This window comes from Flavobacterium sp. 38 (assembly GCF_057799715.1).
In genome coordinates, this window is sequence record NZ_JBYNWZ010000004.1 from 401,391 (window position 1) to 421,356 (window position 19,966).

Annotated in this window: 17 protein-coding genes; 9 read left to right on the forward strand and 8 right to left on the reverse strand. The window is 33.0% G+C overall.

The genetic code is table 11. The features are described 5' to 3' along the window. Positions 1 to 67 precede the first annotated feature (67 nt). From AC3E9W_RS13090 to AC3E9W_RS13110, 5 genes are all read left to right on the forward strand, one after another. Positions 68 to 1,750: a M23 family metallopeptidase gene (locus tag AC3E9W_RS13090; RefSeq protein ID WP_488768701.1), complete on the forward strand. Its 1,683-nt coding sequence runs from the start codon at positions 68 to 70 to the stop codon at positions 1,748 to 1,750. Positions 1,751 to 1,762: 12 nt separating this feature from the next. Further along, positions 1,763 to 4,228: a TonB-dependent receptor plug domain-containing protein gene (locus AC3E9W_RS13095; protein ID WP_488768702.1), complete on the forward strand. Its 2,466-nt coding sequence runs from the start codon at positions 1,763 to 1,765 to the stop codon at positions 4,226 to 4,228. Positions 4,229 to 4,318: 90 nt separating this feature from the next. Beyond that, positions 4,319 to 4,897 carry an STM2901 family protein gene (locus AC3E9W_RS13100; protein WP_488768703.1) on the forward strand — a complete coding sequence of 193 codons (579 nt, stop codon included), beginning with the start codon at positions 4,319 to 4,321 and terminating at the stop codon, positions 4,895 to 4,897. Between the two features lie 15 nt (positions 4,898 to 4,912). Continuing rightward, positions 4,913 to 5,215 (forward strand): hypothetical protein, encoded by a 303-nt coding sequence (locus AC3E9W_RS13105; RefSeq protein WP_488768704.1) that lies wholly within the window; start codon positions 4,913 to 4,915, stop codon positions 5,213 to 5,215. Between the two features lie 87 nt (positions 5,216 to 5,302). After that, the gene (locus AC3E9W_RS13110) at positions 5,303 to 6,022 is read left to right on the forward strand and encodes a hypothetical protein (RefSeq protein WP_488768705.1); all 720 of its coding nucleotides are present in this window, start codon (positions 5,303 to 5,305) and stop codon (positions 6,020 to 6,022) included. A 187-nt stretch (positions 6,023 to 6,209) separates the two neighbouring features. Here the strand turns inward: AC3E9W_RS13110 and AC3E9W_RS13115 are convergent, their stop codons facing one another. The 5 genes from AC3E9W_RS13115 to AC3E9W_RS13135 all read right to left on the reverse strand — a co-directional run bounded on the left by AC3E9W_RS13115 (position 6,210) and on the right by AC3E9W_RS13135 (position 12,426). Then, a complete protein-coding gene (locus tag AC3E9W_RS13115) occupies positions 6,210 to 6,911 on the reverse strand; it encodes a DUF2971 domain-containing protein (RefSeq protein WP_488768706.1) in 702 nt (233 codons plus the stop codon). A 127-nt stretch (positions 6,912 to 7,038) separates the two neighbouring features. Then, positions 7,039 to 8,868: an ABC transporter ATP-binding protein gene (locus tag AC3E9W_RS13120; RefSeq protein WP_488768708.1), complete on the reverse strand. Its 1,830-nt coding sequence runs from the start codon at positions 8,866 to 8,868 to the stop codon at positions 7,039 to 7,041. Positions 8,869 to 9,081: 213 nt separating this feature from the next. After that, positions 9,082 to 10,809, reverse strand: a complete 1,728-nt coding sequence (locus AC3E9W_RS13125; RefSeq protein WP_456897199.1) for a phospho-sugar mutase — start codon at positions 10,807 to 10,809, stop codon at positions 9,082 to 9,084. A 121-nt stretch (positions 10,810 to 10,930) separates the two neighbouring features. Further along, complete coding sequence (locus tag AC3E9W_RS13130) at positions 10,931 to 11,887, reverse strand: glycosyltransferase family 2 protein (RefSeq protein ID WP_202006064.1); 957 nt, start codon at positions 11,885 to 11,887, stop codon at positions 10,931 to 10,933. 8 nt (positions 11,888 to 11,895) lie between these two features. Continuing rightward, positions 11,896 to 12,426, reverse strand: a complete 531-nt coding sequence (locus tag AC3E9W_RS13135) for a DUF4199 domain-containing protein (RefSeq protein ID WP_488768709.1) — start codon at positions 12,424 to 12,426, stop codon at positions 11,896 to 11,898. Positions 12,427 to 12,675: 249 nt separating this feature from the next. On the opposite strand from AC3E9W_RS13135, the gene AC3E9W_RS13140 reads away from it, so the two are divergent. Beyond that, entirely contained in the window at positions 12,676 to 12,930 is a 255-nt protein-coding gene (locus tag AC3E9W_RS13140) for a type B 50S ribosomal protein L31 (RefSeq protein ID WP_007804523.1), read from the forward strand. A 300-nt stretch (positions 12,931 to 13,230) separates the two neighbouring features. After that, on the forward strand, positions 13,231 to 14,406 hold the full coding sequence (locus AC3E9W_RS13145; protein ID WP_488768710.1) for a GlmU family protein: 1,176 nt from the start codon (positions 13,231 to 13,233) through the stop codon (positions 14,404 to 14,406). A 159-nt stretch (positions 14,407 to 14,565) separates the two neighbouring features. Here AC3E9W_RS13145 and AC3E9W_RS13150 read toward each other — a convergent pair whose 3' ends face one another. Further along, positions 14,566 to 15,009, reverse strand: a complete 444-nt coding sequence (locus AC3E9W_RS13150) for a PepSY-like domain-containing protein (RefSeq protein ID WP_488768711.1) — start codon at positions 15,007 to 15,009, stop codon at positions 14,566 to 14,568. A gap of 244 nt (positions 15,010 to 15,253) precedes the next feature. Between AC3E9W_RS13150 and AC3E9W_RS13155 the strand changes: the two genes are divergently transcribed. Continuing rightward, the gene (locus tag AC3E9W_RS13155; RefSeq protein WP_306159050.1) at positions 15,254 to 16,888 is read left to right on the forward strand and encodes an ABC-F family ATP-binding cassette domain-containing protein; all 1,635 of its coding nucleotides are present in this window, start codon (positions 15,254 to 15,256) and stop codon (positions 16,886 to 16,888) included. A gap of 91 nt (positions 16,889 to 16,979) precedes the next feature. Here AC3E9W_RS13155 and AC3E9W_RS13160 read toward each other — a convergent pair whose 3' ends face one another. Continuing rightward, a complete protein-coding gene (locus AC3E9W_RS13160; RefSeq protein WP_125722681.1) occupies positions 16,980 to 17,264 on the reverse strand; it encodes a GNAT family N-acetyltransferase in 285 nt (94 codons plus the stop codon). 299 nt (positions 17,265 to 17,563) lie between these two features. On the opposite strand from AC3E9W_RS13160, the gene AC3E9W_RS13165 reads away from it, so the two are divergent. After that, on the forward strand, positions 17,564 to 18,223 hold the full coding sequence (locus AC3E9W_RS13165) for an alpha/beta hydrolase family protein (RefSeq protein WP_488768770.1): 660 nt from the start codon (positions 17,564 to 17,566) through the stop codon (positions 18,221 to 18,223). Positions 18,224 to 18,561: 338 nt separating this feature from the next. Here the strand turns inward: AC3E9W_RS13165 and AC3E9W_RS13170 are convergent, their stop codons facing one another. Then, positions 18,562 to 19,266: a S24 family peptidase gene (locus tag AC3E9W_RS13170; protein WP_306159046.1), complete on the reverse strand. Its 705-nt coding sequence runs from the start codon at positions 19,264 to 19,266 to the stop codon at positions 18,562 to 18,564. Positions 19,267 to 19,966: the final 700 nt, after the last annotated feature.

Here is a 19,966-nt window from a genome sequence, read left to right on the forward strand (position 1 = left end):
TATTTTTTGTGGTCTTTTTCTTGCTTTTATTGGTTGATTTTTCGCTATCTTAGCAAAAATGTTGCTTATGAGATTTCCTGTACTTGCCCTTTTGATTTGTAATTCTATATTTGCTCAAACGCAATATCCTAAGGACTATTTCCGTCCTCCGCTTGATATTCCAATGCAACTTTCTGGTAATTTTGGGGAGTTAAGACCTAATCATTTTCATGCTGGTTTTGATTTGAAAACCAATCAAAGAGAAGGTTTGACTGTGCATGCCATTGCTGATGGTTACGTTTCTAGAATCAAAATTTCGACTTTTGGAAACGGAAAATGTATTTATATAACACATCCAAACGGATATACTTCTGTTTATGGGCATTTGCAAACGCCAACTGGAGCAATTCTTGACTATGTAAAGAATACGCATTACAAAGAAAAGGCGTATGAAATCGAAATGTTTCCAAAACCAGATGAACTTCCTGTTGCAAAAGGAGATATAATTGGTCTTTCTGGAAATACAGGTTCTTCTGAAGGACCGCATCTTCATTTTGAAATTAGAGATACAAAAACAGAATTTGTAATCAATCCGATTTTCTTTGGCTTTGACCAAAATATAAAAGATACTAAAAAGCCTACTTTGTCTAGTTTGTATGTTTATCCGCTAGATAATGCAACGGTAAATCAGTCAAAACAGCCTTTGCTGGTTAATATGACGCTTCAAAAAGATGGAAATTATCTGGCTTCTAAAGTTAAAGCTAATGGTAAAATTGGTTTCGGAATCAATGCCATTGATACTGATGATGTTTCTTATAATAAAAATGGGGTTTTTAATGTTTCGACTTTTTTAAACGGAAATCCGAATTATAACTATCAGTTTGATACGTATTCTTTTGACGAAATGCGCTATATCAATGCTTTTATCGATTATCAGCGATATAAAAAAAGCGGACAGCGTGTGCAGAAACTTTTTATGAAAACGCCTTTTGCTTTAAGCATTATTAATACAGATGCACTTAAAGGTGTAATTACGGCAGAAGCCAATTTGGAATCAAATTACAGAATTGAGGTTTCCGATTATTTTGGGAACCAAAGAACGGTTACGGTTCCTATTGAATACGATACAGCAACTCCACTTGTTGAGGCTGAACCTATAATTTCTAAATACTTTGTGAAATATGACAAGGATGCAATTTTCGAGAAAGATAATATGTCTGTTTTCTTCCCCGCAGGTACATTTTACGAAGATTTTAATATGAATTTTGATGTGAGAAATAACAAAGTTTATATTCACGATGACACGGTTCCAGCGCATTCAAATTTTACGATTACGATAAAAGATGCCTCTTATCCAGAATCTTTGAGAGATAAACTATACATAGGTAAAGGAACAAGTTTTAACGGAACCATTAGAAAAGACGACGTTTTTACTGCCAAAGCAAAAGTCTTGGGTGCATACGGTTTGGTTCTGGATACAATTCCGCCGGTTATTAAAATTGCCAAACCTGTTGAAGGAAAATGGATTAGCGATCAAAAGAAAATTGATTTTACGATAAGTGATTCTTTGTCGGGAATAAAATCTTATAATGGTTATTTAAATGGAACTTGGGTATTGTTTGAATACGAAAATAAAGCTAGAAGAATTACGCATACTTTTGATGAGCAATATTTGGCAGATGGAGAAAACGTTTTAAAAATCGAGGTAGTTGATAATGTAGGAAATACTACTATCTTTGAAACACGTTTTCTTAGAAGTCAAAAAAAATAAAATCCAAAATCTTTGAGTAACAACAGGTTTACATTCGCTTTTCTTTTTCTCTTTTTTAGCTGTATTGCATTAGCTCAAAACGCTCGTATTAAAGGGCTGATTTTAGATACAGAAAAACATCCTGTTTCTGGTGTAAATGTTTCTTCGCAGGATATTGCTGTGCAATCTGATGCAAATGGGTTTTATGAAATTGTAATTCCGTCAAACAAAAAAGTTTCTTTGATCTTTACTCACGTTTCCTTAAAAATGATGAGTCTGACGGTTAGTTTAAAAACAAATGAAGTTTTTGTTTTTAATCCGATCATGAATAATTCTGAAGAACAAATGGGCGAAGTATTTGTTTCCTCTGGAAATAGAAAACGAGTTCAGGGAATTACATCAGTTGATACTGAAACCATAAAGAAAATTCCAGGCGCCAATGCGGGAATCGAAAATATTCTGAAAACACTTCCTGGGGTTAATTCAAATAACGAATTGAGCACGCAATACATGGTTCGCGGCGGAAATTACGACGAAAACCTGGTTTATGTAAATGAAGTAGAAGTGTATCGTCCGTTTTTAATTCGTTCAGGACAGCAGGAAGGGCTTAGTTTTACCAATACAGATTTGGTGCAAAATGTTGAATTTTCAGCAGGTGGATTTCAAGCTAAATTTGGAGATAAATTGTCTTCTGTTTTAGATATTACGTATCGCAAGCCTACTCAATTTGGTGCAGCTTTTGAAGCCAGTTTTTTAGGAGGAAGTGCGGCTGTCGATTTGGTTTCTAAAAATAAAAAATGGTCTGCTGTAACTGGAGTTCGCTATAGAAATAATAGCCTTTTGGTAAATAGCCAAGATACAGATACCAATTACAAACCCACTTTCGCCGATATTCAAACCAATGTAAATTATGATATTTCTGAAAAATGGCAAATGAGCTTTTTAGGAAATATTTCTCAAAATAAATATTCGTACGAGCCTTTGGTACGCCAAACTAATTTTGGAACAGCAGACCAGCCAATGGCACTTGCGGTTTATTATGACGGACAAGAAAAAGATCAGTACGATACGTATTTCGGAGCTTTAAAAACGACTTATAAAGCTTCGCCTACGCTTACTTTAAAATTAATTGGATCTTTATTTCATACGACAGAAAAAGAGCATTTTGATATTTTGGCTCAATATCGTTTAGGAAGTGTAAATGCTGAAGATCCAGAAAATGCTTCTGGAGTAGATTTTACACGCGGAATCGGTTCTCAACTCAATCATGCCCGAAACGATTTGGATGCTTTGATTGCGAACATCGAATTGAAAGGAATTAAAAATTGGAAAGAAAGCCAATTGGAATTTGGAGTAAAATATACCAGAGAATCTATTCGAGATCGAGTAGTAGAGTGGGAAGTAATCGATTCTGCAGGGTTTTCTATAAATCCACCTGTAGCAATTCTGCCAGAAAACAATCAGCCTTACACGCCTTATGCGGGTCCGCTTTTACCTTATAAGAATATACGAGCGACGAATTTTAATACTGTAAACCGTTTTTCGGGTTATGCGCAATGGAACAAACAATCGGAGTTAGGATCAAGTCAGATTTGGTATCATTTGGGAGCGCGTTTCCAAGGATGGAATGTTGAAGGCGCTTTAGAAGAAGGAAAAACTCAGTTTGTGGTAAGTCCGCGTGCGCAATTTGCCATAAAACCAGATTGGGATCGCGATATGGTTTTCAGAATTTCTGGAGGGTTGTATCATCAGCCACCATTTTATAGGGAATTGCGTGATCTGGATGGAGTGGTGAATCCGAATGTGAAAGCGCAGGAAGCGGTTCATGTCGTTTTGGGTAACGATTATAATTTTAAAATGTGGAATCGTCCTTTTAAATGGGTAACGGAATTGTATTATAAATCACTTTCAGATGTAAATGTATATTCGATTGATAATGTCCGAATTCGTTATGTGGCGAATAACGATGCCAAGGCATACGCTCAAGGTTTAGATTTTAGATTAAATGGCGAATTTGTGCCTGGAACAGAATCTTGGGTAAGTTTTGGCTATATGAAAACCGAAGAGAATTATGAAAACAAAGGTTATATCGCTCGTCCGACAGATCAGCGTTTAAAATTTGCAATGCTATTTCAGGATTATATGCCTAATATTCCAAGTGTAAAAGTATATTTGAATTTGGTTTATAATACGGGATTGCCTGGAGGTGCGCCAGCTTATACAGATCCGTATTTGTATCAAAATAGATTGAATGATTACCGAAGAGCCGATATTGGTTTTGCAAAAGTTTTTGTAGACAGCAGTACGCAGAATACCAAAAAAGGTTGGCTGAAAAACTTTAAAGAGCTGTCTCTCGGACTAGAAATTTTTAATCTCTTCAATAATCAAAACGAGATTACAAATACTTGGGTTCGCGATGTGTATTCAAAAAATCAATATGCAATTCCAAATTATATGACTTCGAGGGTTTTTAACGTTAAGTTAAATGCGAGGTTATGAGAAATGTAATTACAAAATAAGGAATAATCTTACTTTTTTGATATATAATGTTTATATTTGATTTTTTATTCATTTTATAAACAGAAAGTTATGACTGATTACTTTTTAGAATACAAAATACTTCAATCAATCGAGAAATCAAGAAAAGAATCTGAGATGAAACTGAAAAATTCTTCTTTTGAAAACCCTCAGACTATTTTTGAGAGAATGTTAAATTTGGAGTTTGAAAGAATTAATAGATGTAATATTCATTTTGATGACAGAATTAATATTGCTAATGTAAATAAAGTTTTAATTGAGAAAAAAGAAATAAAATCTAAAGATAATGACTTAAGTAATTCTGTTCTTGGTTCTTCGTTGGTGTTTTTAGGTCAGCCAATTTTAAAAAAACGATTTATAATGACAGGTTCGGCTTCAGGAACTTCTATCGCGTCTAAATATTTATCTGCAGCTTTACCTCAAAAAATGCCGATCAGAATTTTAGGTACTACAGTTTTGGGAAGAGCAATAGGAAGAGTCGTTCCGTATGCGGGCTGGACTTTAATTGCAATGGATATTGTTGAAATACTTATTGAATATTCTAATCACAATCAAAATGATAAAAGTGGTTTTGGTAGTGGATTTGGAGGAGGGGCTTATAGTGGAGGAAATAGCGGTGGAAAATGGTAATGAATTTTTATAAGCATGGACTATTCTAAACTGTATCAATTTTTAAATAAACAAACTGGGAAATTCTTTAATGACCAATCTCCTAATTATTGGATTGAAAAAGATTTAGGAATTTATGGAGATGAAGCAGTGGACTTTTTGGTCCAATTTTCTAGTGATTTTGATGTAAACATATCAGATTTTAATTTTGCAGAACATTTTAATTTTGAATCTGATAAAATTAGTCTCTTTGTATCTAATTTTTTTAAAAGAAAAAACAAAAAAGATTTAACAATACAAGATTTAAAGGATGCTTTAATTAAAAGAAGATTGGAATAAGAAGATAATTTAGTGTCATCTTTATTGGTAAAATCCAAAAATACAATCAAAAATAGTATATTTGATAATCGTATATAACCATTATAGATGAAAAAGTATTTTAAATATATCGCCCTTATACTTGTCGGAACAGTAATTAGCTGTCGAGAAGAAGTTCAAAAGCCAAAAGTAAGTTATGGCGCTTCAAACAAAGTAAGCGTTGCCAAAACAGATTCTACACAAATTGAAATTGCCGATCTTCCTATCCAAATGGAAGGAACAAATTATTTAATTCATCCCGTTGGTGATTTAAGAGTTTATGAAAGAGGTTCTAAAGCAAGACTTGGTTCGTCTAGCGTAAACGATGTGAGTTTTACGATTTCGAATTTAGGCGAATATGAAATTACAGGTTACCTGCAGAATTTAAAATTTCAAAAAGTAGATTCAGATTCTATCCGACCTTTATCGGATAAACCAGTTTTAATTTTAACGGCTACTTATTTGAAAACTGTTGCAGACAGAACGCATAATAATGTTATGGTTTACACCCTGACAGATTCTGATACTAATAAAGACGGAAAAATTGATACCAGCGATATCAAAACGTTATACCTAAGTGACATCAGCGGAGAAAACTTCACAAAGGTCTCAGCAGATTTAGAAGAATTAATCGACTGGAATTTAATTGATTCTAAAAACCGTCTATATTTTAGAACTATTGAAGACACGAACCAAAACGGTCAGTTTGATAAAAACGATGTATTACACTATAATTATATTGATTTAGCTTCTAAGAAGTGGGAAGTTAAGGCATATAAGCCTATTTAAGCTACTAAGGTTCTGAGATACTGAGGTGCTAAGCTTCTAAGTTTCCTCGCAGAAATAGTTTCGTAAACGACAAAACGCCTAGAAATTTTAAATTTCTAGGCGTTTTGTCGTTTAGTTAAAAAAAAAATCTTTTCTAATCCTCTTAATCTGTGGCTAAAAAACTCAGAAGCTTAGAATCTCAGCACCTCTAAATCAATATATCACTTTCCAAATCAGATTTTTCAATTTCAAAACCAAAATCCAAGCGTTCGACCAGTTCTATAACCAGTTTCTTATACCAGTTTTCAGATTTTGGATGAATGTATATCTTTTCAATTAATTGGTTAATATCGACATTTATTTTTAAACCGTCATTTAGTTTGATATCACTTTTTGAAGTATCAGTTAAAATGCGGACCTCGCGTTCGTATTGAAAGCTTTTTCTTTTGAATAAAAAAGGAAAAAATAAGTCATCAAACGGAATGTATTCTTTTCGGTAGTCGATATAATTGACTTCGCCTATAAATTGATCGAAATTGTTCTCTGGTTTTAATGCTTTCTGCAAACGTCCAATGGTCGATTGAATGGCTAAACCTTCGCTATTTTGAGTGAAAATCTGCCACATGGCAAAAGACTCATATTCGTTAATATGCCAGCTGCTGATAGCAACTTGTTCGCGATGTGTTTTATAGTATTTTAAAAAATCAGGATTGTCAGTAGCGAGTTTTTTAATCTCTTCATAAGTAGGTTCGCTAAAAGTGCCTTCATACTGATCTTCAAATTTGTCTGAACGAGACATAAAAAGCTTTTTTGAAAGCAGTAAATCTAGAAATTTAGATAAGTCCAGATATTTCCAAACTATAGTGTTCGGATCTTCAGGAAGTGAAATGTTTGGGTTGTTAAGATACATTTTCGTGAGATTAACGATTTATTCTTTAACTCACCTAAAGTTATAAAATAAAACACAGATTAAAGAAATAAAACTGAGTTTTAATATTTCCTTAATCTGTGTAAAATAATTGGGTTATGCTGTTTTCTTAAGATTCGAAAGACTGCATGGTTACCAATTTATTGTAAGTTCCGTTGAGCGCAATTAACTCTTCGTGAGTCCCTTGTTCAACGATTTTTCCTTTTTGCATTACGACAATCACATCTGCTTTTTGAATTGTAGAAAGGCGGTGCGCAATTACGATCGAAGTTCTGTTCTGCATCATGTTTTCAAGCGCAACCTGAACGAATTTTTCGCTTTCGGTATCCAATGCTGATGTTGCTTCGTCCAAAATCATAATCGGCGGATTTTTCAATACGGCACGTGCAATAGATAAACGCTGTTTTTGTCCACCAGAAAGTTTGTTTCCGCTGTCTCCGATATTAGTATAAATTCCTTGCGGAAGATCTTTTACAAATTCGTAAGCATTGGCGATTTTTAAAGCTTCAATAATTTCATCATCTGTCGCGTCTAGTTTTCCTAGAGAGATATTTGCTTTAATGGTATCATTAAATAAAATACTATCTTGAGTAACTAATCCCATCAAGCTGCGAAGTGATTGCAGATTCATGTCTTTAATGTTAATTCCGTCAATCGAAATTGCTCCGTCATTTACATCATAGAAACGCGTCAGTAAATTCGCAATGGTACTTTTTCCGCTTCCAGATTGTCCCACCAAAGCAACAGTTTGCCCTTTTTTAATTTGAAGAGAAAAGTCCTTTAAAACGGTTTCTTCTTCATATTTAAAGTTTACATTTTGAACGCTGATAGTGTCATCAAAAGTTGTTTTTTCAACGGCATTCTCTTTAGAAGTAATAGGATTTTCCTGCTCCAGAATTTCTAAAACACGTTCTGCAGCAGCATTTCCTCTTTTTACTCCATAAGAAGCTTTAGAAATTGCTTTTGCTGGAGTCAAAATGTTATAAGCCAATCCCATATAAGCAATGAAAGAAGCGCCATCTAGCGTTTTGTCAATTAAAACCATTTGGCCTCCGTACCATAATAAAATTGCGATTACCGTAATTCCCATAAATTCGCTTGCAGGTGAAGCTAGATTCTGGCGATTTCCAATACTGTTTGATAATTTGAAAAATCTTTCAGTTGAATTTTGAAAAACAGTATTAAAGTAATTTTCAGAATTATATCCTTTAACCACTTTTAAACCTCCGATAGTTTCTTCAATAGTCGATAAAAAGTGACCTTGTTCCTGTTGTGCTTTCGAAGATTGTTTTTTAAGCTGTTTTCCAATTAAAGAAATAATGTAGCCAGAAACTGGAATAAAAATAAATACAAACAAAGTTAACTTTGGGCTTATGAAAAGCATGGCTGCAATTGTAAAAAGAATCGTTAGAGGTTCTTTTACGATAAGCTCCAAAATGGCTAAAAATGAAGTTTGAACTTCGTTAACGTCTGCAGAAATTCTAGAAATTACGTCACCTTTTCTTTTTTCAGAATAAAATGACAACGGCAGTTCCAGTGTTTTTTTGTACATCGCATTACGCATGTCTCTTAAAACTCCATTTCTTAAAAAGTTAATAAAGAACATAGCCAGATAGTCTACTAGGTTTTTTAGTAAAAAGATACTGATAATTCCGGCTACCATAATTGATAAGGTACGGCCAACACCATATTGATCGGTAGTAGTCGTTACGTAATAGCTTAAATAATTTTCTGCGTATGTTTTAATGTGCAAAATTCCTTCATAAACTGGTTCAACAGTCTTTCTTTTGGTTTGGTCAAATAAAACTTGAATCATCGGGATCAACGACATAAAAGAAAGTGTGCTGAAAAGCGCGTATAAAACATTAAAGAAGATGTTTAAATAGGCATATCTTTTATACGGATATATAAAAGGAACTATTTTTTTGAAAGTACTCATTTATTTTTTGGGTGTTATTTTTGGTGCTTTAGAATCTCTCACAAAGTTTTGAGATTTTCGGTGTTTATTTTTGTAGGGACAAAATTAATCCAATTGAGGTGTTTTCAATTTCTTTTTAGTTTTTTTTATAAAAAAAACTCTGATCTATATTGTAAAATACAAATCAGAGTTCTAGAATTTCAAAGTATGTCAAGAATGAACGTACTTATTTTATTAGTTTAACTGCATATCAGCAATAATATTCTTGATTTTTCCGTCTAAGAATTTTTCTGCTTCGTCAAAATCTGAAACTGACTCTAATTCTGCATTTACACTGATGTAGAATTTAATTTTAGGTTCAGTTCCACTTGGTCTTGCACAGATTTTAGATCCGTCTGCCGTGTAATAAATCAACACATTAGATTTCGGAATATCCATTGTAGATTCTTCGCCCGTCAATAAATTTAAAGCAATAGACGATTGATAATCCTCAACCATAATTACTCTTTCACCGTTGATTTCTTTTAGAGGATTCTCACGCAAATCAATCATCATTTGGTTGATTTCCTGTAAGCCTTCCATTCCTTTTTTAGTCAGAGAAACTAAAAATTCTTTGTAGAAACCATTTTCAACATAAAGCTGTAAAAGTTCTTTATAAACAGAGCTTCCAGCTGCTTTAGCTTGAGCGGCAACTTCGCAGATTAATAGGGTTGCGGCAACTGCATCTTTATCTCTAACGGCATCTCCAACCATAAATCCGAAACTTTCTTCACCACCTCCGATAAATTCCAATTCAGGAAAATCTTTGATCATTTTAGCGATCCATTTAAAGCCGGTTAATCCAACTTTGCACTCCACGCCATAGCTTGTAGCCAATTCCATCATCATTGGAGTAGAAACGATTGTCGAGCCAACGAATTGTTTTCCGTTTAGTTTACCTGCTTTCTTCCATTGTTTCAATAAGAAAGAAGTCATTAAGACCATAGTCTGGTTTCCGTTCAATAAAATCATTTTGCCTTCATTGTTACGAACGGCAACTCCTAAACGGTCGCAGTCAGGATCTGTACCAACTACGATATCAGAATTTGTTTTATCTGCAAGAGCCAAAGCCATTGTTAAAGCTTCTGGTTCTTCTGGGTTTGGAGATTTTACAGTCGGGAAATTTCCGTCTGGAACAGCTTGTTCTGGAACAATATGAACATTTTTATATCCAGCTTGTGATAAAGTATCTGGAATTGATTTTATAGAAGTTCCGTGTAACGAAGTAAAAACAATATGAAGATTGTCTTTGGCTTCAGCCGGAGTATTAAAACTTGCGTTTTCGATAGACGATTTTATAAAAGCTTTGTCTATTTCAGTATCGATATATTGAATCAAGCTTTCGTTAGCATTGAATTTGATTTTGTCATAGCTCAAACTTTCAATTACATTGACAATTTCTTTGTCTTGCGGAGGAACAATCTGTCCACCGTCTTGCCAATATACTTTGTAACCGTTGTATTCTGGTGGATTGTGAGAAGCTGTTAAAACAATTCCGCACTGGCATTTTAAATATTTAAGAGCAAAAGACAATTCTGGAGTTGGTCTTAAGTCAGAAAACAAATACACCTGAATTCCGTTTGCAGAGAAAACATCAGCAACCACTTTTGCCAGCGTGTTACTGTTGTGACGGCAATCGTAAGCAATAGCAACTTTTAAAGTTTCGTTTGGAAAAACTTGGTGCAAGTAATCAGATAATCCCTGAGTATTTTTTCCAAGCGTATATTTATTGATTCTGTTGTTTCCAATACCCATAACGCCACGCATACCGCCGGTTCCGAATTCTAAGTTTTTGTAAAAACTCTCTTCCAGTTCTTTTGGCGAAGTTGTCATTAATTCCTTAACTGCAGCTTGCGTTTCTTGGTCAAATGTTGGCGTTAGCCATTCGTTTACAGCGTTTAATATATTAGGTGCTATATTCATTTAAATTTCGTTTTATGTTTATTCTAAAAATAATTTTTTATCAAGGACTGCAGGTGCTGTATGCAATAATTTTGTGCCTTAATTAAAAAAATAGAAAAAAAATATAATGTTCAGGTTGATGTTAGAAATTAACCTCTCTCGCTACTTTATAACGTGCTTCATTGCTTTTGGTTCTTAGAATTATTTCTCCCAAGAAACCGGCCAAAAATAATTGAGTTCCAAGAATCATAGTCGTTAAAGCAATATAAAACCACGGATTATTGGTAACCAGACTATACTTCATTCCGGTGTACATATGGTAAAGTTTAGAAACTCCAATATATCCTGCGGCCAAAAAACCAATGATAAACATTAAAGAACCCATTGCGCCAAATAAGTGCATAGGTCTTTTTCCGAATCGTGATAAAAACCAGATGGTAATTAAATCAAGGAAACCGTTTATAAAACGTTCCATTCCGAATTTTGTTTCACCATATTTTCTGGCTTGGTGAATTACTACTTTTTCGCCAATTTTTCCGAATCCGGCATTTTTTGCCAAAACCGGAATGTAGCGGTGCATTTCTCCAGAAACTTCGATGTTTTTTACCACCACATTTTTGTATGCTTTCAATCCACAGTTAAAATCATTTAACTCAACGCCAGAAGTTTTTCTAGCAGCCCAGTTAAATAATTTGGAAGGAAGATTTTTTGCCACAACAGAATCGTAACGTTTCTTTTTCCAGCCCGAAACCAAATCAAATTTCTGAGCCGTAATCATTTCGTACAATTCAGGAATTTCGTCTGGACTGTCTTGTAAGTCAGCATCCATAGTAATGATAACATCACCTTTAGCTTTTGCAAAACCAGCATGTAAAGCTTGAGATTTTCCGAAGTTTTTCATGAAACGAATCCCTTTGACATTTGGGTTTTCGTTAGAAAAGCCTTCAATAATCTGCCAAGAATTATCTGTACTACCATCATCTACAAAAATGATTTCATAAGAGTAATTGTTAGACTGCATCACTTTAATGATCCAAGTATAAAGTTCTTTAAGTGATTCCTCCTCGTTTAGAAGCGGTATAAGTATAGATAAATTCATTTATATTTTTATTCTTGTGTAGATTTGCTTTTAAAAAATGCTGCGAAAATTAATCCGAAAATAGCACTGACAACAATTGCGAAAACAGATCCTTTTAATAATTCGAAAGTAGAATACGGATTGCTTTCTTTCATTTTAGCAATAGTTTCGTTAATTGCTGAGGCTGGCGTGCCAAATTTCTGCAGCATGCCAACAGTATATTTGATCATAATTTCGCTCAAAGTATCTTTTGCGCCTGGATCAATAACATTAAATAATACGATGTTGAAAGTTGTAGATATTAAAATACCAATTACTGCAGCTATAAAATAAGTAGTAAAAGCATCTTTAAAAGGAAAAACGCCGTTTAATTCTTTCTTGGTTTTAGAAAGCATGATTATACTAATCGTTAAACTTATTACAAGTCCTAGTATTCCCATCCACCAAGCTGTAAATAAGTTTAAATCAACAGCATAGATTGTAGCGGTAACCAAAGCCGATGCAATTCCGATAATTACACCATAAGTAACTCCATTCTTTTTTATAACTTCATTAATCATATTTCGATATGTTTAAAATTAATCCACAAATATAGTAATTCCCACTATAAACGGATATAAAAAAAGCTTTTCGAAATAAACTAAAAAAAAGTAAGCTAACTGTTTGTTTATTAAAAAAGAATTGTAAATTTGCACACTCAAAAATAATTAAATTTTTAAACAAAAAAGAGTAGTGCTTGTTTATACCTTTTTCTAACCATGAAAAAGCTTCAAAATGAAAATGCTCTAAAACAATAAATAAAAGAAAAGATGAAAAAAGGAGTTCACCCAGAAAATTACAGATTAGTTGCATTTAAAGACATGTCTAATGATGACGTTTTTATCACTAAATCTACTGCAGATACAAAAGAAACAATTGAAGTTGACGGAGTTGAGTATCCAGTTGTAAAAATGGAGATTTCTAGAACATCTCACCCTTTTTATACTGGTAAATCTAAACTTATCGATACTGCAGGACGTATTGATAAATTCAAAACTAAATACGCTAAACACGCTAAAAAATAATAGCTGTTTTAAATTATATAGAAAGCCTTCCAATTTGGGAGGCTTTTTTTATTGTTGATTTTAACCGCAAAGAGCACTAAGATTTACGCAAAGTTCGCAAATGTTTTTATTATAAGCTTTGCGAACTTTGCGTTTTGCCATTGCGTTCTTTGCGGTTAAATCTTCGTCCAAAGTTATTTTTATATTAAAAATATACTGTTTTTTCAGAATAGGATAATACGCGACAAATACTACAATTAAAATATTTGTAACTTTGACCCTAGGTAACCAAACTAATTTTTAATAAACACTCAATTATTTATGAACTACATTCTTTTCGACGGTCCCGTTCGGAATGCTTTATTACCCTTTACTTTTACTAGACCTGTAGCTGATATTTTAGTCGGAATTATGACCATTCGCCAAAAATGGGAAAAATATTTAGGTTCGACTATAACGACTATCACCGAGGAATATTTGTCGGAAAAATTTCCAATGGTCGAAATGGAAGAAAACGTAATGATCAATGCAGCGTATTTGCCAAATGATACTCTTGCAGAGATGGTTTCTAATTTGACAGAAAATCAGGCGATCTTTAAAGGTGAAGATGTAATTGCTTTTTTTACAAGCGAAAACCAAGAAGAAGTCGATTTTGATTCTTATGAAATTATTCCATACAACGAAGATTGTATAACTATTGAACATACTTGGGATATTTTCTCTAAAAATGATGCTGCCATTCGTCAGGATTTTAAATTTCTGACAGAAGACCGCACATCGCAGCCAATTCCTAAAAGTGTTAATGTAATTTCTCCAGAAAACATTTTTATCGAGGAAGGAGCAAAATTAGAGTTTGTAACTTTAAATGCTTCAACGGGGCCTATATATATAGGTAAAAATACCGAAATTATGGAAGGAACCACAATTCGTGGACCTTTTGCTCTATGCGAAAATGCTATGGTTAAAATGTCGGCAAAAGTGTATGGCGCAACCACTGTTGGACCTGGTTCTAGAATAGGCGGTGAGGTTAAAAACTCGGTTCTTTTTGCGAATTCAAATAAAGGGCATGAAGGCTTTTTAGGTGATTCTGTTTTGGGTGAATGGTGTAATATTGGAGCAGATTCTAATAACTCGAACCTAAAAAATAATTACGAAGAAGTAAAACTTTGGAGTTATGAAACAGAAGGTTTTGCCAAAACCGGACTTCAGTTTTGCGGTTTAATGATGGGAGATCACAGTAAATGCGGTATCAATACGATGTTTAATACTGGAACTGTAGTAGGAGTAAGCGCTAATATTTTCGGATCTGGTTTTCCTCGCAATTTTGTTCCGAGTTTTTCTTGGGGCGGTGCGGCAGGTTTTACAACCTATGTAACTAAAAAAGCTTTTGAAACAGCGCGTTTAGTTTTGTCAAGACGAAATATAGATTTTGATGCAACAGAACAAGCAATCTTAGAACACGTTTTTGAAGAAACTAAAAAGTGGAGAAAGGATTAATTAGATAATTAGTCAATTTGATAATTAGATAATTTTTATAAGCATTTTTTAATAGTTAAACCCGACAGGTTTTAAAAACCTGTCGGGTTTTGTTGTGTTTAAATTTTTGAGGATTTTCCAATTATCTAATTTTCTAATTGTCACATTTCCTAATTTGCCTTATCTGTCGATTTTCACGAAATTTTCTTTTAAATTGAATTTTAATTCTAAGCCATTGGTAAGTTTTGTTTCATAACCAGAACTTCCAATTTCTATTTTAGTTACTTTTTCTTTTGGAAAATTGGTTTTGATATAAGAAGCGATTTTTTTAGGAACGATAGATTTTGGAATAGTAGAATTTTTGCCGTCTACTTCTTTCCAGTTTCCTTTCTTGTCGAATTCAATCTCAATTTCGTTGTTAAATTTAACTTGGTATTCTGTAGAAAGAATTTCTTTGTCTTCTAAAATATAAGTCGGCTTTTTCGAACCAAAATGTGTCTTTAAAAAAGCTTGTGCATTTGCAGGTAAAGCCTCTTTTTTTATTACCGTTTTTTGCGCATTTGCAGAAAGTCCAAACATTAACCCTGCAATCAAGTAAATAGTCAGTTTTAATTTCGTTTTCATATTTTGCTGATTTTTAAAATTATAGTACAAGATAAGGCTAAATTTTTTAAATTTTTTAAAACCATTTGAGTTTCGTTTATTACAATTGAGGCATTATTTAAATTAGCAATTATCTAATTAGCACATTCTCAAAATTATCTAATTATCTCATTGGCACATTCTCTAATTAAATATATCTTTGCAGCACGAAAAAAATGGGTAGTCAGATAAACGATTAACCGATTAAACAAATTAACAAAGACAAATGATTACAGTTAACGATATTTCGGTTCAGTTTGGCGGAACTACACTTTTTAGCGATGTCTCTTTTGCTATTAATGAAAATGATAAAATTGCCCTTATGGGTAAAAATGGTGCAGGAAAATCTACGCTTTTGAAGATAATTGCTGGAGCAAACAAACCTTCTACAGGAAGCATTTCTGCTCCAAAAGAAGCTGTAATTGCATACTTGCCTCAGCATTTGCTTACTGAAGATGGTGCAACTGTAATGGAAGAAGCATCAAAGGCTTTCAGTGAGATTTTTACAATGAAAGCTGAAATTGATCAAATCAATGAGCAACTGACAGTTCGTACCGATTATGAAAGTGACGAATACATGAAGCTGATTGAAAGAGTTTCTGACTTAAGTGAGAAATTCTATGCTATTGAAGAAGTAAATTACGAAGCCGAAGTTGAGAAAATTTTAGTTGGTTTAGGTTTTGAGCGTGAAGATTTTACGCGTCAGACTTCTGAGTTTTCAGGAGGATGGAGAATGCGTATCGAGCTTGCTAAAATCTTATTAAGAAAACCAGATTTAATTTTGCTAGATGAGCCAACCAACCACATGGATATCGAAAGTATTCAGTGGTTAGAGGATTTTCTTTTAAATCAAGCAAAAGCAGTTGTGGTAATTTCTCACGATAGAGCGTTTGTAGATAATATTACCAATCGTACAATCGAAGTGACGATGGGAAGAATCTATGATTATAAAGCAAAATATTCTCATTATTTAGAATTAAGAAAAGACCGTAGAATTCACCAGCAGAAAGCATATGACGAACAGCAAAAAATGATCGCTGACAATAGAGCTTTTATCGATCGTTTCAAAGGAACTTTTTCTAAAACAGATGCGGTTCAATCTCGTGTAAAAATGCTTGAAAAACTGGAAATCGTTCAGGTTGATGAAGTAGATACTTCTGCATTACGATTAAAATTTCCGCCAGCAGCGCGTTCTGGACAATATCCAGTTATTGTAAAGGACATGTCTAAGGCGTACGGAGATCATGTTGTGTTTAAAGATGCGAACATTGTAATCGAGCGCGGACAGAAAGTGGCTTTTGTTGGAAAGAATGGTGAAGGAAAATCGACTATGATTAAAGCAATTATGAAAGAAATCGGCGTGGATTCTGGAAGCGTTGAAATTGGTCATAATGCACAAATCGGATATTTTGCTCAAAATCAAGCTGCATTGCTAGATGAAAATGCAACGATTTTTGAAACAATAGATGGTATTGCAGTTGGAGATATTAGAACGCAAATCAAAAATATCTTAGGAGCTTTCATGTTTCAAGGAGATGATATTACTAAAAAAGTAAAAGTGCTTTCTGGAGGAGAAAAAACGCGTCTAGCGATGATTAAATTATTGCTGGAGCCAGTAAACTTATTGATTCTGGATGAGCCTTCAAATCACCTTGATATGAAGACTAAAGATATTATTAAAGATGCTTTAAGAGATTTTGACGGAACTTTAATTTTGGTTTCTCACGATCGTGATTTCCTTGACGGATTGGCTACTAAAGTTTTCGAATTCGGAAACAAAAGAGTAAAAGAGCATTTTGAAGATGTTGCAGGTTTCCTAGCTCATAAAAAAATGGATTCTATGAGAGAGATCGAAAAATAGATCCTAAGTTATATATAGTAAAAGCACAAGAATTACCTTGTGCTTTTTTTATTTCTTAATAATTATTAAGATTCCGTATTATCGGCGATTTTTAGATTCTGATTCCCGGAGGAAGTAATTCTTTGTATCTAGGATTTTTTTTGAAAAAAGAAACAATTTTCGGATGGATAGGAACTACTCTGTAATTTTTTTCAGAACTTAATTCTAAAATATTTTTTAGCAAAGTGTTGATTGCTTCTTCGTTCTCGTAAGAATCGGGCTTGTTGATTTTGGTTAAAAAGATCTTTTTTTCTTGAAATGAATACTCAACTGCTAACATTCCTTCAGGGATGACAGTTTCGAATTGGCGTGCAAATGTGTTGTCTTTGATTTCCATAGTTACAGATGTTTCCATAGTAATTTCTTGTTAGGTTATTGGTAAATAGCGAATTTGGGATTTCAAAACATTTTTGAAAGAAAACTCTTTATAAGTTTTAAAGTCAATAAATATTTCGAAATGCAAAGGTAATCATTTGATTTTCAATATTAAATAAAATTTTAAAGAAGCGTTGTGATTCGTTTCTTTTTTTTGGAATCGATTACATAATTAAGGCTTGAATTTTGATTAAGATTACAGTAAAAAAGCTAATTTTAGTTTTAGAAATAATAATTGTAATCGTAATCTCTTTTGGTGCTATGAGTAAAATTCCAGTTTATTTTATGCCAGGTTTGGCAGCAAGTTCATCTATTTTTGAAAGGATAAAATTGGATGAAGATGTTTTTGATATGTATCTTTTGGAGTGGGAAATTCCGAATCCGAAAGAATCGTTGTCAGATTATGCGCTTCGAATTAGTAAAAAAATACAGCATGAAAATCCAGTTTTAATTGGGGTTTCTTTTGGTGGAATTCTGGTGCAGGAAATTTCTAAACATATAAAAACAAGAAAAGTAATTATTATATCGAGTGTTAGAAGTAATCTGGAATTCCCGAGGAGAATGAAAATAGGGAAGAGAACGAAAGCTTATAAACTCATCCCGATGCAGTTAATTCTTAATGTTGAGAAGTTAGCTAAGTTTTCTTTTGGCGAAAAAGTCAATAAGAGAATAAAATTGTACGAGAAATTTTTATCTGTCCGCGATTTAGGTTATCTGCAATGGGCGGTAGAAAGCGTGATTTTATGGGATAGAGATAAAATTGATGAAAGCGTGATTCACATTCACGGCGATCAAGATGAAGTTTTTCCAATAAAATATATTGATAAATGTATTCTGGTAAAAGGCGGAACTCATATTATGATATTAAATAAATATAAATGGCTGAATGAGAATTTGCCTTCGATAATATTAGAAGATTAAAATATGAAAATTCCAATTTTTGAAATTCCAAATTCCAAGCCTTGACAAAGTTTGCGCAAAGTAAACCTGACAGGTTTCTAATTCCAGCTCTCTTTATTATCGACAGTTTAGAGCTCAACTTTGTCAAAGTTCAAAAATTTTGACAAAGATCAAGAAACAAAGTTATTCGCAATATTGTTATCTCATTCAAGATAATTTTGTTAAATAAATAAAAAGTAAGATTTTATTTATTTTTTATCTAAAGTATTCAAGAAAATAATTTAGAAAAAAGACCCTTTTTTGGGGAATCTTATTGAGAAAAATATAAATAAGTTTATATTTTTGAAAGTAACAAGGTATTATTCTAGTCTAATTACCCCAGTTACAATCGCAACAGACAGTATTTCAGATTTGGCCAATTCGAACGAATCATACTCTTTATTATCGCTGACAATTGTGATAAAATCTGGGTTATTGGATTTGCAAATCCTTTTCACCAGAATGCCCTGTGCTGTATTTACTACATATACTTTATTCCATTGAAAAAAAGTAGTCTGCGATAGATGTTTACAGGCAACGATGTCGCCATTATTATATTTTGGATACATAGTATTGCCTATCACGGTAATCAAATAATCAGATCCTTTAAAAGTTGGAATAACAAAATCTTTTCTAAGTTGCGTTGTAATATCTTTGTTTCCAGAATTGTACTCAATCATAGTTTCGGGAGAAATTAAAGATAGCCCCTGATTTTTTAGATATGTACTATCGCTGTAATTTGTATTTATAGTAATATTCTCTCCATTATAACTTTTGTTAGTACTGTTGTTATTTTCCAGAATATTGCCTTTTCCTGTTTTAATCCATTCTTTATTGATTGCTGAATTTAGATGGCATAATCTGTCTACAAAATCAGCAGGCAGGTTAACAATACCATTGATTACTTGAGAAAAAGATGACTTATTTGAGTATCCTAATAACCTTCCAATCTCTTCCTGGTTTTTTGCAACACCTAAACTTATTAATGTTTTTAAGCTTATTTTAATTCTCTGTAACTCAGTCATCTATGTATTAATTGTAGGAATTTTAGTTTTTTTTCTTGTTTTATTGTAAACTAGTTTATATCTTTGCTACGTTTTAACAAATAAAGCTATGGGTAAAAGTAAGACAAAAATTTACAAATCCTATGATTCTAATATTTTGGAAGCCCTGTTTATAAAGTATGGCGTGTCAAAGTATTACATACGCAAAAGTATTAATGGATCTGTGCAGGGGATGACGGCAAATAAGATCAAAGAAGATTATTTGATCATGGAGGAAGTAAACAAGGATACAGTTTTCAATCTTATTAGAAGATCAAGTAAGCAAAATTATTAAAGATATGATTATGAAATTTTAATTAAAAAAATATTGGTAACCATTACATAGTATGGTACACTATTGATATTCGTTTAAAAAAAATATTAATCTTCGTTTCAAGGCGTAAATTTATACAATAGCAGTCACAAATAGGAGTGATAGCAGTAAAATATAATATTGCGGCAAAACAAGATAAAAAAGGGTATAGATAATATTGGTACTATTTGTTTTGTACAAATGCTAAAAAATCACAACCTGCAATTAAGCCTAAAAACAGGCATACAAATTACTATTACTGCGGCAATACCACACCGCTGCACTAATATATTTAGACTCTAATATAGCACCCAAGTTTTATTAGGGATTTTACAAACTAAACGCCTTATAAGAAAAGCACTACTTGCT

Bases quoted from the DNA above. Each gene is read 5' to 3' on its own strand.
- AC3E9W_RS13090 (WP_488768701.1), top strand. From the start codon at position 68: ATGAGATTTCCTGTACTTGCCCTTTTGATTTGTAATTCTATATTTGCT.
- AC3E9W_RS13100 (WP_488768703.1), top strand. From the start codon at position 4,319: ATGACTGATTACTTTTTAGAATACAAAATACTTCAATCAATCGAGAAA.
- AC3E9W_RS13105 (WP_488768704.1), top strand. From the start codon at position 4,913: ATGGACTATTCTAAACTGTATCAATTTTTAAATAAACAAACTGGGAAA.
- AC3E9W_RS13110 (WP_488768705.1), top strand. From the start codon at position 5,303: ATGAAAAAGTATTTTAAATATATCGCCCTTATACTTGTCGGAACAGTA.
- AC3E9W_RS13115 (WP_488768706.1), bottom strand. From the start codon at position 6,911: ATGTATCTTAACAACCCAAACATTTCACTTCCTGAAGATCCGAACACT.
- AC3E9W_RS13120 (WP_488768708.1), bottom strand. From the start codon at position 8,868: ATGAGTACTTTCAAAAAAATAGTTCCTTTTATATATCCGTATAAAAGA.
- AC3E9W_RS13125 (WP_456897199.1), bottom strand. From the start codon at position 10,809: ATGAATATAGCACCTAATATATTAAACGCTGTAAACGAATGGCTAACG.
- AC3E9W_RS13130 (WP_202006064.1), bottom strand. From the start codon at position 11,887: ATGAATTTATCTATACTTATACCGCTTCTAAACGAGGAGGAATCACTT.
- AC3E9W_RS13135 (WP_488768709.1), bottom strand. From the start codon at position 12,426: ATGATTAATGAAGTTATAAAAAAGAATGGAGTTACTTATGGTGTAATT.
- AC3E9W_RS13140 (WP_007804523.1), top strand. From the start codon at position 12,676: ATGAAAAAAGGAGTTCACCCAGAAAATTACAGATTAGTTGCATTTAAA.
- AC3E9W_RS13145 (WP_488768710.1), top strand. From the start codon at position 13,231: ATGAACTACATTCTTTTCGACGGTCCCGTTCGGAATGCTTTATTACCC.
- AC3E9W_RS13150 (WP_488768711.1), bottom strand. From the start codon at position 15,009: ATGAAAACGAAATTAAAACTGACTATTTACTTGATTGCAGGGTTAATG.
- AC3E9W_RS13155 (WP_306159050.1), top strand. From the start codon at position 15,254: ATGATTACAGTTAACGATATTTCGGTTCAGTTTGGCGGAACTACACTT.
- AC3E9W_RS13160 (WP_125722681.1), bottom strand. From the start codon at position 17,264: ATGGAAATCAAAGACAACACATTTGCACGCCAATTCGAAACTGTCATC.
- AC3E9W_RS13165 (WP_488768770.1), top strand. From the start codon at position 17,564: ATGAGTAAAATTCCAGTTTATTTTATGCCAGGTTTGGCAGCAAGTTCA.
- AC3E9W_RS13170 (WP_306159046.1), bottom strand. From the start codon at position 19,266: ATGACTGAGTTACAGAGAATTAAAATAAGCTTAAAAACATTAATAAGT.